The 13,616-nt window shown below is 72.9% G+C and carries 13 protein-coding genes; 6 read left to right on the top strand and 7 right to left on the bottom strand.

The window, feature by feature from the left end; all coding sequences use genetic code 11:
* Positions 1–70: 70 nt before the first annotated feature.
* Together scy and mce are read right to left on the bottom strand one after the other, a co-directional pair.
* Positions 71–3,787 (bottom strand): polarized growth protein Scy, encoded by a 3,717-nt coding sequence (gene scy, locus ACIODU_RS08235; protein WP_401765297.1) that lies wholly within the window; start codon positions 3,785–3,787, stop codon positions 71–73.
* Positions 3,788–3,947: 160 nt separating this feature from the next.
* Positions 3,948–4,376 carry a methylmalonyl-CoA epimerase gene (mce, locus tag ACIODU_RS08240; protein ID WP_356426473.1) on the bottom strand — a complete coding sequence of 143 codons (429 nt, stop codon included), beginning with the start codon at positions 4,374–4,376 and terminating at the stop codon, positions 3,948–3,950.
* 157 nt (positions 4,377–4,533) lie between these two features.
* Here mce and ACIODU_RS08245 point away from each other — a divergent pair, with 157 nt between their 5' ends.
* Together ACIODU_RS08245 and meaB are read left to right on the top strand one after the other, a co-directional pair.
* Entirely contained in the window at positions 4,534–5,754 is a 1,221-nt protein-coding gene (locus ACIODU_RS08245) for an acetyl-CoA C-acetyltransferase (RefSeq protein ID WP_401765300.1), read from the top strand.
* Between the two features lie 58 nt (positions 5,755–5,812).
* Positions 5,813–6,787, top strand: coding sequence for a methylmalonyl Co-A mutase-associated GTPase MeaB (gene meaB / locus ACIODU_RS08250; RefSeq protein ID WP_401765302.1), 975 nt, complete (start codon positions 5,813–5,815; stop codon positions 6,785–6,787).
* Between the two features lie 109 nt (positions 6,788–6,896).
* On the opposite strand, the gene ACIODU_RS08255 is transcribed toward meaB, so the two are convergent.
* Entirely contained in the window at positions 6,897–7,607 is a 711-nt protein-coding gene (locus tag ACIODU_RS08255; protein WP_401765304.1) for a PepSY domain-containing protein, read from the bottom strand.
* 116 nt (positions 7,608–7,723) lie between these two features.
* Between ACIODU_RS08255 and ACIODU_RS08260 the strand changes: the two genes are divergently transcribed.
* Positions 7,724–8,386 (top strand): response regulator transcription factor, encoded by a 663-nt coding sequence (locus ACIODU_RS08260; RefSeq protein WP_356426462.1) that lies wholly within the window; start codon positions 7,724–7,726, stop codon positions 8,384–8,386.
* Positions 8,383–10,014 (top strand): sensor histidine kinase, encoded by a 1,632-nt coding sequence (locus ACIODU_RS08265; RefSeq protein WP_401765307.1) that lies wholly within the window; start codon positions 8,383–8,385, stop codon positions 10,012–10,014. The genes ACIODU_RS08260 and ACIODU_RS08265 overlap by 4 nt, the downstream gene beginning before the upstream one ends.
* A 39-nt stretch (positions 10,015–10,053) precedes the next feature.
* On the opposite strand, the gene ACIODU_RS08270 is transcribed toward ACIODU_RS08265, so the two are convergent.
* From ACIODU_RS08270 to ACIODU_RS08285, 4 genes are all read right to left on the bottom strand, one after another.
* Positions 10,054–10,530 carry a MarR family winged helix-turn-helix transcriptional regulator gene (locus ACIODU_RS08270; protein WP_161309191.1) on the bottom strand — a complete coding sequence of 159 codons (477 nt, stop codon included), beginning with the start codon at positions 10,528–10,530 and terminating at the stop codon, positions 10,054–10,056.
* A 135-nt stretch (positions 10,531–10,665) separates the two neighbouring features.
* Positions 10,666–11,460 carry an AIM24 family protein gene (locus tag ACIODU_RS08275; protein WP_401765311.1) on the bottom strand — a complete coding sequence of 265 codons (795 nt, stop codon included), beginning with the start codon at positions 11,458–11,460 and terminating at the stop codon, positions 10,666–10,668.
* A complete protein-coding gene (locus ACIODU_RS08280; RefSeq protein WP_356426451.1) occupies positions 11,457–12,107 on the bottom strand; it encodes an AIM24 family protein in 651 nt (216 codons plus the stop codon). The genes ACIODU_RS08275 and ACIODU_RS08280 overlap by 4 nt, the downstream gene beginning before the upstream one ends.
* Positions 12,107–12,787: an AIM24 family protein gene (locus tag ACIODU_RS08285; protein WP_401765314.1), complete on the bottom strand. Its 681-nt coding sequence runs from the start codon at positions 12,785–12,787 to the stop codon at positions 12,107–12,109. Before ACIODU_RS08285 ends, ACIODU_RS08280 begins: the two co-directional genes overlap by 1 nt.
* A 123-nt stretch (positions 12,788–12,910) precedes the next feature.
* On the opposite strand from ACIODU_RS08285, the gene ACIODU_RS08290 reads away from it, so the two are divergent.
* Positions 12,911–13,270: a DUF3817 domain-containing protein gene (locus ACIODU_RS08290; RefSeq protein ID WP_401765317.1), complete on the top strand. Its 360-nt coding sequence runs from the start codon at positions 12,911–12,913 to the stop codon at positions 13,268–13,270.
* Positions 13,267–13,560 (top strand): MTH1187 family thiamine-binding protein, encoded by a 294-nt coding sequence (locus tag ACIODU_RS08295; RefSeq protein ID WP_161309196.1) that lies wholly within the window; start codon positions 13,267–13,269, stop codon positions 13,558–13,560. Before ACIODU_RS08290 ends, ACIODU_RS08295 begins: the two co-directional genes overlap by 4 nt.
* Positions 13,561–13,616 lie beyond the last annotated feature (56 nt).

A 13,616-nucleotide genomic window follows, 5' to 3' on the forward strand; every position in this document is an offset into this window, starting at 1 on the left:
GGAGCCCAGGGGCCGGTGGTCCGGTCCCAGGAGGTGTCCTGCCGATCAGGCCGGATCGGCAGGACACCCCCTAGCCGTCGGAAGACTTGCCACCCGAACGATTCGTTCCGGCCGCCGCACCCGCCTTGACCGGGTTGTCCTTCGCCGGACCCGACGGTGCCTCCAATGACCCCAACGCTTCGAGCACGTCCTGGACACGGGAGATCTCCGTCTGGATGTCCGCGCGTCTGCGCGTCAGGACGTCCAGGTCCCGCTCGCCGTCCTCGACCATCTGCTTGGCGGCCTGCTGGGCGTCCGCGCGCAACTTCTCGCCCTCCTTGGTCAGTTCGGCCTTCTTCAGCTCGGCCTCCTTGAGAAGACCCTCCGCCTTGCGCACGGCGGCGATCCTGACTCTGCTCGCCTCGGAGCTGGCCTCGGAGACCAGCTCCTCCGCCTTCCGCGCGGCCTCGGCCCGCTGTTCCTCCGCGGCCTTCATCAGGGCGTCGACCCGCTCGCCCGCCGTGCGCAGCTGCTCGGACGTCTCGCGCCGGGCCCGCTCGTGCAGTTGCTCGATCTCGGACTCCACGCGCTGACGCAGTTCCTCACCCCGCTCGCGTATGGCCGTGGCGTCGCGCCTGGCCCCCACGAGCAGGTTGTCCGCGTCCGTACGGGCCTTCTCCACCAGGGAGTTGCCCTCGATCGTGGCCTCCGCGTCGATGCGCTCGGCCTCCTTGCGGGCGGCGGCGACCATCCGGTCCGCCTGCTCCTCGGCCTCGGTGGCGGCGCGCAACGCCTCCTCCTGGGCCTTGTTGATGAGCTGGTCCGCCTGCTCCGCCGCGTCCGCACGGCGCTTGGCCGCGTCCTTGCGCGCCTCGTCGAGCAGCCAGTCCGTCTCCTCCTGCGCCTCGTTCCTGAGCCGCTCCGCCGCTTCCGCGGTCTCCGCCTTGACCCGCTCGGCCTCGGCCCGCAGCCGCTCGGCCGCCTGCTGCGCCTGGCCCATCGCCTCGGCGGCCTCGGCGCGCATCCGCTCGACCTCGCTGGTCGCCTCCGTGACCAGCCGGTCGGCCTGCGCGGCCGCGTCGCCCCGGATCCGGTTGGCGTCCTCCCTGGCCTCGGCCCTGGCCCGCGACGCGTCCTGCTCCGACGCCACGAGCGAGTCGGACGCCTCCGTCCTGGCCCGCTGCGCGTACTCCGCGCTGTCGGCCCGCAGCCGCTCCGCCTCCGCGATCGCGTCGCCGACCGTCCGCTCGGCGAGCGCCTGCGCCGCCTCGGACTCCGCGTTCGCGCGCGTACGGATCCGGTTGGCGTCCTCCGTGGCCCGCTCCCGCTCCGCGTACGCGTCGCCGCGGACCCGGTCGGCCTCCTCCTGCGCCTCCGTACGCGTACGCTCCGCCGCGTGCTCGGCGGCCGACCGCAGTCCGGCGATCTCCTGCTCGGCCTGGTCCTGGAGACCGGCCACCGCTTCCCGTACCTGCTGCGCCGTCTGCTCGGCGGCGGCCACCAGCTCCGTCGCGCGCCGGTCCGCCTCCTCGACCAGCCGCTGCGCCTCCGCCTGCGCCTCCTCCACCCGCTTGCGGGCCGAGGCGAGCAGTTCCTCGCTCTGTTCGCGGACGCTCGCGCGCTCCTGGTCCGCCTCCGCGCGGGCGGCGGCCAGCGTCTCCTCCGCCTCGCGGCGCCGCCGGGCCGCCTCGTCCTGCGCGGCGGCCAGCGCCTCCGCGGCCTCCACCCCGACCCGCTCGGCGGCGGCGGCCGCCTCGGCCCTGATCCGGTCGGCGGTCTCCTGCGCCTCGCTCTTGAGCCGCTCCGCCTCCGTCGCGGCCTCCGTGCGCAGCCGTACCGCGTGCGTCTCCGCCTCCGCGCGGGACTGCGCCGAGTCCGCCGCCGCTTCTGTACGCAGCCGCTCGGCCTCCTGCTCGGCCTGCGCCTGGAGTGCGCGGATCCGCTCGGCGGCCTCCGCGCGCAGCCGGTCCGTCTCCTCGCCGGCCTCCCGGCGGATCCGCTCGCTCTCGCCGCGCGCCTCGGTCAGCGCCTCCTCGGCCGACGCGAGGCGCTGCTCCGCCTCCGTGTGCAGCCGGGTCAGCTCGCCCGCCGCCTCGGCCTTGCGGGACTCGACGCCCCGCTCCGTCTCCTCGCGCAGGGCGGCGGCGGCCTCCTCGGCCGCCTTCTTCGTCGCCTCGGCCTGCTCCTCGCCCTCCGCCCGCAGCCGCTCGGCCTCGGCGCGCGTGCGCTCCAGCGTCTCCTCGGCCTGCCGGCGCAGCGTCGTGGCGCGCTCGATGGCTTCGGTACGGACCCGCTCGCTCTCCGCGGTCGCGTTCGACCGCGCCTCGTCCGCGTCGGCCTTCGCCTTGGTCAGCAGCTCCTCGGCGGACCTGGCCGCCTCCTCGATCTGCTGGACGGCCTCCCGCCGCGCCTCGCCCCGGATCCGCTCGCCCTCGGCGACCGCGTCGGCCCGCAGCTGCTCGGCCTCGCCGCGCAGCCGGCGCGCCTCCTCCTGGAGCTCGACGGTCTTGGCGCGGTACTCCTTCGTGTCGTCCTTGGCCGCGCCCTTGAGCTGGTCGGCCTGCTCGGCGGCCTCGCCGCGCAGCCGGTCCGCCTCGGCCTCGGCCTCGCGGCGGATCCGCTCGGCCTCCTCGCCCGCCGACCGGATGGTGGCCTGGGCGTCGTCGGACGCCTTGTTCAGGACCTCCTCCGCCGTACGGGCCGCCTTGGCGAGCTGGGCGGCAGAGTCCTCCGCCGCGACCGTACGGGCCCGCTCGGCCGCCTCCGCTACCAGCTTCTCCGCCTCGGCGCGGGCGTCGGCGAGCGCCTGCTCGGCCTCGGCCTTCGTCGCCTCGGCCTCCTGCGTGGCCTCGCCGACCAGCCGGGCGATCTCCGACTTGGCCGTACGCGTGCGCTGTTCGTTCTGCGACTCGGCGGCGGCCATCCGCTTGGCCGCGGCCTCCTTGGACTCGGCTTCGACCTTCTCGGCCTCCGCGCGGGCCTCCCGCAGCCGCTCCTCGGCCTGCTGCATCCGCTGCTCGGCGGCCCGGCTGATGTCGCCGGCCTGCTGGCGGGCCTGGTCGGACTCGGCGGTGCTGGACGTACGCAGCTGCTCGGCGTGGCTCGTGACCTCCTGCGCCTGCGCGGACGCGGCGTTCAGCAGCCGCTCGGCGTCCCTGCGGGCGCGCTGGAGGAGGGCCTCGGCCTCGGCGCGGGTCGACTCGGCCTCGGAGCTGAGCCGCCGGCGGGCCTCGTCGGTGACCCGGGCGGCCTCCGCGCGGGCGGCGGCGAGCGACTGCTCGGCCTCCGCGCGCGACTCGTCCAGCAGGCGGCGGGCCTGGGACTCCGTCCTGGCGCGCAGCTGCTCGGCCCAGGCGACGTTCTCGTTGACGTGCGACTCGACGGTCTGGCGGCGTTCGGCCAGCTCCTGGTCGAGGCGCTGGCGCCGCTGGACGGCCTCCGCGTGCAGCTCGGCCTGGAGCCTGGCCTGGTGCTCGGCGTGCTCCTGGAGGATCCGCTGCGTCTGGGCGCGGGCGTCGCGCAGCTCGCGCTCGGCGTCCGTGCGCATCTGCTCGGCCTGGATCTGGGCGTTACGGAGCAGCTGGTCGGCCTGGTAGCCGAGGTCGGCGTTGTCGTAGGAGGGACGGGTCGCCAGATTGCGGCGCGCCTCGTGCAGCTTGGCGCGCAATACCTCGACCTGGTAACCGAGGTCCTCGGCGTGCTGGACGGCCTTCTCCCGCGCGGTCTTCAGCCGTTCCATCTCGGCTTCGAACCGCGAGAGGTGGTCGTCGTCAGCTCGGTGGCTCTCCTGGCGTTCGTAGCCCCGCACTGCGCGGTCCCATCCGTCCCCTGGTCGCAACTGCCCTATAGAGCCCGTTCTTTCGGTGAACGGCCCCCCGGGGAATGGTGTCAGATCTTCGGTCGGGGCGCGGCCCCGGCCCGGCCCCGGCCCGGAGCGGTCCACTCTACCGGGCCGGGAATGCCCGGGGTCAGTGCTCCGGGGCCGAGGTGACCAGTTCCGTGAGGACTCCGTGACAGTCTTTGGGATGCAAAAAGGTGATGCGGGAGCCCATGGAACCGGTGCGGGGCTCGTCGTACAGCACCCGGACACCCTTCTCGCGGATGCCCTGGGAGTCGCCGTCGACATCGGCCGTACCGAACGCGAGGTGATGGACCCCCTCCCCGTTCTTGGCCAGCCACTTCCCGACGGCCGAGTCCTCCCGGATCGGCTCCAGCAGCTGGAGGTACGAGGCCCCGCCGTCGGAGGTCCCGTTGATCCTGAGCATGGCCTCGCGGACGCCCTGTTCCTCGTTGACCTCGGTGTGGAACACCTCGAAGCCGTAGGTGGCGCGGTAGAACTCGACGGTGGCGTCGAGATCGAAGCAGGCGATTCCGATGTGGTCGATGCGCGTCAGCATGGTCCCAGTGCAGCGGTACGGCGCCGGTTACGCAACGTGCGCGCCGTCACACGCACGGACGGGTGACCGGGGGCGCTACTCCTCAGTACATTGGAGTTAACCCTCGTTCACCTCCTCAGGCCGCACCGCAGCGGCAACACAAAGGGGATCGCGTCTGATGTCTGCTCTCACGTCCGATACGCACAAGACGAACAAGACCACCTCGGTGATCGTCGCGGGTGCCCGTACCCCCATGGGCAGGCTGCTCGGCTCCCTCAAGTCCTTCTCCGGCGCGGACCTCGGCGGCCTCGCGATCAAGGGCGCGCTGGAGCGGGCCGGGATCGGCGGTGAGCAGGTGGAGTACGTGATCATGGGCCAGGTGCTCCAGGCCGGCGCGGGACAGATCCCGGCCCGCCAGGCGGCCGTCAAGGGCGGCATCCCGATGAACGTCCCCGCGCTGACGATCAACAAGGTCTGCCTCTCCGGCCTCGACGCGATCGCGCTCGCGGACCAGCTGATCCGCGCCGGCGAGTTCGACATCGTGGTGGCCGGCGGGCAGGAGTCCATGACGAACGCGCCGCACCTGCTGCCCAAGTCCCGCGAGGGCTACAAGTACGGCGCCGTCGAGATGCTCGACGCCATGGCGTACGACGGGCTGACCGACTCCTTCGAGGACATCCCCATGGGCGCCTCCACGGAGAAGCACAACACGCGCCTGGGCATCGCCCGCCCGGCACAGGACGAGTTCGGCGCGCTGTCCCACCAGCGGGCGGCGGCGGCCCGCAAGAACGGGATCTTCGAGGCCGAGATCGTGCCGGTGGAGGTCCCGCAGCGCAAGGGCGACCCGCTGGTCGTCAGCGAGGACGAGGGCATCAGGCCCGAGACGACGGTGGACTCGCTGGCCCGGCTGCGGCCCGCGTTCGCCCAGGACGGCACGATCACGGCGGGCACGTCGTCGCAGATCTCGGACGGCGCGGCGGCGGTCGTGGTGATGAGCCGGGCCAGGGCCGAGGAGCTGGGCCTGGAGTGGATCGCGGAGATCGGCGCGCACGGCAATGTGGCGGGACCCGACAACTCGCTCCAGTCGCAGCCCTCGAACGCCATCCGGCACGCCCTCCGGAAGGAGGGCCTGGAGGTCGGGGACCTCGACCTGATCGAGATCAACGAGGCCTTCGCGGCGGTGGCGGTCCAGTCAATGAAGGATCTCGGGGTCTCCCCGGAAAAGGTGAACGTGAACGGCGGGGCGATCGCCCTCGGCCACCCGATCGGCATGTCCGGCGCCCGGCTGGTGCTGCACCTGGCGCTGGAGCTGAAGCGGCGCGGCGGTGGCGTCGGGGCGGCGGCCCTGTGCGGGGGCGGCGGCCAGGGCGACGCGCTGATCGTACGGGTCGCGAAGTAGCCGGTCCTCAGGATCCGTACGGCACGACAAGCAGGTGGCAGGAGGAACGGGAGCTGTGATGCAGGACGTCCCCGGGCTGGTGGCCCAGGCACGCGAGGGCAGGCCGCGGGCCGTGGCCCGGCTGATCTCCCTGGTGGAGGGGGCGTCCCCGCAGCTGCGCGAGGTGATGGCGGCGCTGGCCCCGCTCGCGGGCGGCGCGTACGTGGTCGGGATCACGGGGTCGCCGGGTGTCGGCAAGTCGACGTCGACCTCGGCGCTGGTGACCGCGTACCGGAAGGCGGGCAAGCGGGTCGCGGTGCTGGCCGTCGACCCGTCGTCGCCGTTCTCCGGCGGGGCGCTGCTGGGCGACCGGGTACGGATGTCCGAGCACGCGTCCGACCCCGGCGTCTACATCCGCTCGATGGCGACCCGCGGCCACCTCGGCGGGCTCGCCTGGTCCGCGCCGCAGGCGATCCGCGTCCTGGACGCGGCCGGGTGCGACGTGATCCTGGTGGAGACGGTCGGGGTCGGCCAGTCGGAGGTGGAGATCGCCTCCCAGGCCGACACGTGTGTGGTGCTGCTGGCCCCGGGCATGGGCGACGGCATCCAGGCGGCGAAGGCCGGGATCCTGGAGATCGGTGACGTGTACGTCGTCAACAAGGCGGACCGCGACGGCGCGGACGCGACGGCCCGCGAGCTGAACCACATGCTGGGCCTGGGCGAGGCCCGGGGCGCGGGCGACTGGCGGCCCCCGATCGTGAAGACGGTCGCGGCCCGGGGCGTGGGCATGGACGAGGTCGTCGAGGCGCTGGAGAAACACCGCGCGTGGATGGAGGAGCACGACGTCCTCACCACCCGCCGGGCCGCCCGCGCGGCCCGCGAGGTGGAGACGATCGCCGTCACCACCCTCCGCGAACGCATCGCGGACCTGCACGGCGACCGCCGCCTGGAGGCCCTGGCGGGCCGGGTGGCGGCGGGCGAACTGGACCCGTACGCGGCGGCGGACGAACTGATCGCCGGCCTCACGGAACAGGAAGACGTGCACCAGCCCTGAGCCGCCGCTTCCGGCCCGCGGTCCGTCCCGCGCCCCGCACGACCGCCCGGCGTGGGGGTCCGGGCGGTCGTGGCGGGGGGACGGAGGTGGATCGGCGGGGCAGTCGCGGTCAGTCGTCGTCGCCGTGGCCGCTGTGGTCGTCGTCGCGGTCGTCGTCGTCGTCACGGTCGTGGCGGTCGTCGGTCGTCCTCGCCGGCGCGACCTGGCCCGTCTTCGTGTGGACGGTCAGTGCGTGCGTACGGCCGTCCTTGCCGCGTACGCCGACGTCCCAGGCGCTCGCGTGGTCGTCGTCCAGGTCCACGGAGGTGACCGTGCCGGGGACGGAGGCCAGGGCCGCCGCGGCGGCCTCCTGGGCGTCGACCGTGGCGGCGCGCAGCGCGGCGCGCTCGTCGCGGTTCTCCCGGTCGTCGTCCCCGTCGTCGTGGCGGCCGTCGTCGCGGTGGTCGTCCGGGCGCACCGTACCGGCCGCGTCGATCCTCAGCTCGCGCCACCGGCCGTCCGTGCCGAGCACCTCCACCTCCCAGACGCTCCCGCGGTCGTCGTCCCGGTCGACCGAGGACACGGCGCCGGGGTACTTCCCGAGCGCGGCGGCGGCCGCCTCGCTCGCGGTCACGGCCGTGGGCGTGGTTGTGGTCGTGTCGCTCCTGTCGTCCGCCGACGGGTCCGTCGCGCCCGGGACGGTGACGGGGGACGGCGGAGCGGTCCTGGCCGCACCGTCACCGTCGTCCCGTCCTTCGCCGCCCACGGCGACCGCCGTGAACGTACCGCCGCCGACGAGTGCCGCCGCCGTGACGGCCGCGATCACCAGATTGCGCTTCATGGGGATTCCTTCCAAAGCCGGTCCGTAGCAAGTGACTTCACTCTGGACGGGCGACCCTGAAGGCAGCCTGAAGCCACCTGAAGAGATCTTCAGGTTCGGTTTGCGAAGCTGGGGGCATGCGGCTGCTGATCGTGGAGGACGAGAAAAGGCTCGCGGTCTCGCTGGCCAGGGGACTGACGGCCGAGGGCTTCGCCGTGGACGTCGTCCACGACGGCCTGGAAGGGCTGCACCGCGCCGGGGAGGGCGTCTACGACCTCGTCGTGCTCGACATCATGCTGCCCGGCATGAACGGCTACCGCGTCTGCGCCGCCCTGCGCGACGCGGGCAACGAGGTGCCGATCCTGATGCTGACCGCGAAGGACGGCGAGTACGACGAGGCCGAGGGGCTCGACACCGGCGCCGACGACTACCTGACCAAGCCGTTCTCGTACGTCGTCCTCGTGGCCCGGGTCAGGGCGCTGCTGCGCCGCCGGGGTACGGCCGGTGCCTCGCCCGTGCTGCGGGCCGGCGCCCTGCGCGTCGACACCGCCGCCCGCCGCGTCTTCCGCGAGGAGACCGAAGTGTCGCTCACCGCCAAGGAGTTCGCCGTCCTGGAGCAACTCGCCGTCCGGGTCGGGGAGGTGGTCGGGAAGCCCGAAATCCTGGAGCACGTCTGGGACTTCGCGTACGACGGTGACCCGAACATCATCGAGGTCTACATCAGCGCCCTGCGCCGCAAGATCGGCGCCGCGCGCATCCAGACCGTCCGGGGGGCCGGGTACCGGCTGGTGGCCACATGACCCGCGCGCCGGACCCCCGGGGCGGCCGGCTCTCCTCCGTACGCGCCAAGGCGTCCCTCGGCGCCACCCTCGTCGTCGCGGTCGCCCTGGTGGCGGCGGGGCTCGCGGTCCTGCTGTCGCTGCGCTCCGACCTCACCGACCAGGCGGACCGGGAGGCGGACGCCGCCGCGCGCGAGGTGGCGCTCGACATCATCGCCGAGCAGGTGCCCGGCAGGACCCCGTACAGCCGCCTGGAGCTGCCCGGCGCCGAGGAGCACCCGGTCCAGGTCGCCGACGAGCGGGGGCGGTTGATCGCCGTCAGCGACGACCTGGAGGGGATCAGCGGTACGGGGGTGGCGGCGGTGACGCCCGTACGGAGCCCCGCCCCGCGGCCGACCGCCGCCGCACAGGACGACGACGGCGCACAGGACGACGACGGCGCACAGGACGACGCCGCACAGGACGACGACGGCGCGGAGGACGACCACGGCTCCGGAAACGACGGCAGCGGCCGCCACAGCGGCGGCACCGACGATGACGACGACCCGGCGATCGGAGCCGTCGGGAAGCCCGGCGCCCTGACGACGGGCCGGGCCACGGTCGACGGCGCGACCGGCGAGTACCGCTTCTCCTCGATCGAGGTGACGGACACCTCCGGCCGTACGGTCGTCGTCCACGCGGGCGCCACCCTGGCCGCCCGCCAGAGCGCCGTCGGCACGGCCGCCGCGGCGATGCTCGCCGGTCTGCCGGTGCTGCTGCTGGTCGTCGGGGGAGTGACCTGGCTGGTGACCCGGCGCGCGCTGCGCCCGGTGGAGGGCATCCGGCGCGAGATGGCGGCCATCACCGCCTCCGAGGACCTGTCCCGGCGGGTGCCGGAGCCCGCCACGCACGACGAGGTCGCCCGGCTGGCCCGTACGACCAACGAGACGCTCACCGCGCTGGAGGCGTCCGTCGAGCGCCAGCGCCGCTTCGTCGCGGACGCCTCGCACGAACTGCGCAGCCCGATCGCCTCGCTCCGTACCCAGCTCGAAGTGGGCGACGCCCACCCGGAGTTGCTGGACGTCCCGGGCGCGGTCGCCGACACCGTACGGCTCCAGCAGCTCGCCGCCGACCTCCTGCTGCTGGCGCGGCTGGACGCGGGGGAGCGGCCGGGGCGGGCCCGCTTCGACCTGGGCGACCTGGCGGCCGGGGAGATCGCCGTACGGACGACGGACCGGGTGAAGGTCTCGCTGGAGCCCGGAGAAGAGCCGGGAGAAGAGCCCGGAGAGGACCCGGGAGAAGAGCCGGGAGGGCCGGGCGGATCACTGGAAGTGACCGGCAGCCGGAGCCAGTTGGCGCGGATCCTCGGCAACCTCCTGGACAACGCCCAGCGCCACGCCGCCTCGTCGGTCACCGTCTCCGTCCACCGGCGGGCCGGCCGGATCGTGCTGGCGGTCGCCGACGACGGCCCCGGAGTGCCGGAGGCGGAGCGCGAGCGGGTCTTCGAGCGGTTCGTACGGCTGGACGACGCGCGCGCCCGCGACGACGGCGGCGCGGGCCTCGGCCTCGCCCTCGCCCGCGACGTGGCCCACCGCCACGGAGGCACCCTCACGGTCGCCCGAGGCCCCCTGGGCGGCGCCCGCTTCGAGCTGTCACTGCCCCCGGCGTGAGGACACCCGGCGCGCGCCGGGCGTCCCCGCCCCCGCCGCTCAGATCTTGCCGCGCCGCCCGCGCAGGTGCTCCGCGACCGGCGTGAGCGACGCGCTCAGCTCCGCCAGCGCCTCGGCCGACAGCAGGTCGATGAAGTGCTTCCGTACGGAGTCGACGTGGAAGGGCGCGACCTTCTGCATGGTCTCCATGCCCGCGTCCGTCAGGACCGCGAACAGCCCGCGCCGGTCCGACTCGCAGTTCTCCCGGCGCACCAGGCCCGCCGTCTCCATCCGCGTGATCTGGTGCGAGAGGCGGCTCTTGGACTGGAGCGTGGCGGCGGCGAGGTCGCTCATCCGCATCCGCCGGTCCGCGGACTCGGACAGGTTGACCAGGATCTCGTAGTCGTTCATGGTCAGGCCGAACGGTTGGAGATCCTTCTCCAGCTGATGGGTCAACAGTCTGTTGACATCCAGGTGCGTGCGCCACGCGCATTGCTCAGCCTCGGTCAGCCAGCGGGTTTCCGTCTCGGTCTCCATATGAGCATTCTACCTAAGAAGTTGAATTTTGGACGAATCCTCGGTGGTGACGTGCCGCACCCGTCTCCTGGGATTCCCCGAAGGGCCCCGCGGAAACGGCGCAGACGTTCGACGTCACCCTCCGTAGACTACCCCTCACAGACCGAAGCGGCGCTGGAGATCCCCCAGCTGACCGGGCAACCGGGGAGCGGCGCCCTGTTGACCCGCGCCGGGACCGTGCCCGGGCACCCCGGGCCCGCCGCCCGGCACCCCCGCCTGCTGCGGCACGGCGCCCGTCGGCCGCTCGGCCATCAGGACCTCGGTCGACTGGAGCAGCACCGTCCCCGCGCCGACGAACTCGAACTGGTGCTCCTCGCCGGACGCCCCGCCGATCCCCGTCATGGCCCGCAGCCCGCCCAGCAGCCCCGTCATGTACCCGTGGTCGTAGTGGTGGCACGGGGACGGGCAGTCCGCCCAGCCCACCAGCGCCTGCGGATCCACCTTGAGCGGCGGCTCCATGAAGACCACGGGCCCGTTGGACGCCGCCACGAACTTCCCCGTACCGATCAGGGTCAGGAAGCCCGGCACGATCGACTGCTTGAGGGCGAGCGAGGGCTGGTACGCCAGCAGGTTCCCGGAGCGGATCGTCAGGTTCCCGTCCTCCAGGTCGTACGAGTTCACGTCGAAGGCCCGGTCGGCGAGCAGCATCTTCCCGCTGCCCTCCGCCACCACCCAGTCGGCCGCGTGCAGCGGCGAGTGGAAGCTCGTCCGCAGCAGCCCCTCGAACCGGCCGTGGCCGATCCCGTTGAAGTCGATACGCCCGTAGTAGGCGATCATCTTGCCCTTCTGGAGGAACCACTGGCTCCCCTTGAGCTCCACACAGAAGGTGTACGCGTTGACGTTGTCGTCGCTCGGCAGCGTCATCGGGTCATGGATCACGGGGCCGCTCACAACTTCTCCTCAGACGCCTGGACGTACACCGCACCGTTGCCGCTCAGCTCCAGCTGGAACGCCTCGCCCGAGCCGCGCCCCACCATGTCGCGCCAGCCGAGGGCGGTGGAGAGCTTGTTCCGTACGTCCCCGTGGTGGGCGACGTACGCCTGCGGGTCCACGTGGACCGGACGGCCGGGCGTGATCGGCACCTCGATCACCCCGCCGTGTGCCATCACCGCGACCGCGCCGTGGCCCTTGAGGGTGGTGGTGAAGAGCCCCTGCCCGGTCACCTGGCCGCGGACCATGCCCATGACCCCGCCCTGCGAGCCCATGAACATCGTGCCCTGCTGGAGCGTGCCGTCGAAGGCGAGCAGCCGGTCGGCCTCCACGTACAGGGTGTCGCCGGCCAGCCCGATCACCTGGATGTGGTGGCCGCCGTGCCCGAACATCACCGTGCCGTTGCCCTCGACGGTCATCAGCGGCGCCGCCTCGCCCGCCACCCGGCGCCCGATCATCGACGCGAGGCCGCCCTGGCCGCCCTGCGTGTTCGGGGTGAAGCTGACCTCGCCGCGGTACGCGAGCATCGCGCCGCGCTGGCTGTACAGCTTCTGGCCCGGCAGGACGGTCGCCTCGACCATCTTCGAGTTGATCTCACGGAACGGCATCAGACGTCACCCCCGATGGTGTTCCGCTCGCTCGGCTGCACGTACACGAGCCCGTCGCCCTCGAAGCGGATCTGGAAAGCCTCGCCCGAGCCCTCGCCCATGAGCGTCCGGAACGTCACGCCGGACTGGAAGTTCTGCTGGAGGTTGCCCTGGTGGGCTATGTACGCGCCGGGGTCGACCGACAGCGGGTACTGCGGGGTCACCCGCAGGACGACCGCCGGGCCGTCGGACATGATCGCCGCCTGGCCCGTGCCCTCGACGGTGGTGGTGAACAGGCCGTTGCCCGTCGCGCCCCCGCGCAGGCCGGTGAACGACGTGCCGGTACGGAGCCCCGCGTCCGTGCAGAGCAGGTTGCTGGACTCCACGTACAGCTTGTCGCCGTGCAGCGAGACGAGGTTGATCTCACTCGCCCGGTCGGCGAAATAGCAGGTCCCCTGGCCCCTCACCTCCATCATGACCATCTGTTCGCCGGTCAGCCGGCGGGTCACCATCCCGCGGATGCCCTCACCGCCGCCGGACATCTTCTTGAAGGCCATCTGGCCGTCGTACGCGACCATCGAGCCGTTCTTCGCCTTCACCGCGTCGCCGGACATGTCGACGGCGAGCACCTTGCTGCCTTGCAGTCGGAACTGAGCCACAGGACGACGGTAGTCCGCCGGGGTCCCCCGGGAACAGGGCATCCGGGCTCTTCCCCTCCCTGACCCGACCCTGATAAAGCGGCGCGGCGGCGGCCTGCGAGAATGGGCGGGCGCTTGTGCACGCGTTCACAAGATCCCGCCGACAACGACGAAGGTGCCTGCCTCGTGGACATCAGAACCGCCTCCGCCCTCCACCGCCTCCGCCTGGTCTCCGCACCCGAGGCCGTGTCCTTCCTGCTGCTGCTGGTCTGCTCGGTGCTCAAGCGCACGACGGACTTCAACGCCGTCCCGGCGATGGGCTACATCCACGGCGCGCTCTTCATCCTGTACGTGGTGTTCTGGGCCCTCGCCTGGCAGCGCACCCGGTGGTCCTTCGGGACGGCCGCCCTCTACTTCGTCCTCTCCGTCCTGCCGACCGGTGGCTTCTTCGCCGAGCGCAAGCTCAAGCGCGCCGCCGACGAGGAGGTCGCCTCGCGCGTCCCCGGGGGTGCCGGCGGAGCCGGGGAGGCTAAGGTCGGCGCATGATCGTTGCCTTCTCCGTCTCGCCCGTCGGTGCCGGTGAGGACGTCGGCGAGTACGTCGCCGACGCCGTCCGTATCGTCCGCGAGTCCGGTCTGCCGAACCGTACCGACGCCATGTTCACCTCGATCGAGGGCGAGTGGGACGAGGTGATGGACGTCGTCAAACGCGCCGTCGCCGCCGTCGAGGCGCGCGCCCCGCGCGTCTCGCTCGTCCTCAAGGCCGACATCCGACAGGGCGTCACCGACGGCCTGACGTCCAAGGTCGAGACGGTCGAACGCCACCTGGCGGGCTGACCGCCCGCGCCTGACCCCTCGTACGACCTCGCGGACCGACCCCTACTCCACCCGGG

The sequence above is a fragment of the Streptomyces sp. NPDC088261 genome, from assembly GCF_044740805.1.
Lineage (GTDB): Bacteria > Actinomycetota > Actinomycetes > Streptomycetales > Streptomycetaceae > Streptomyces.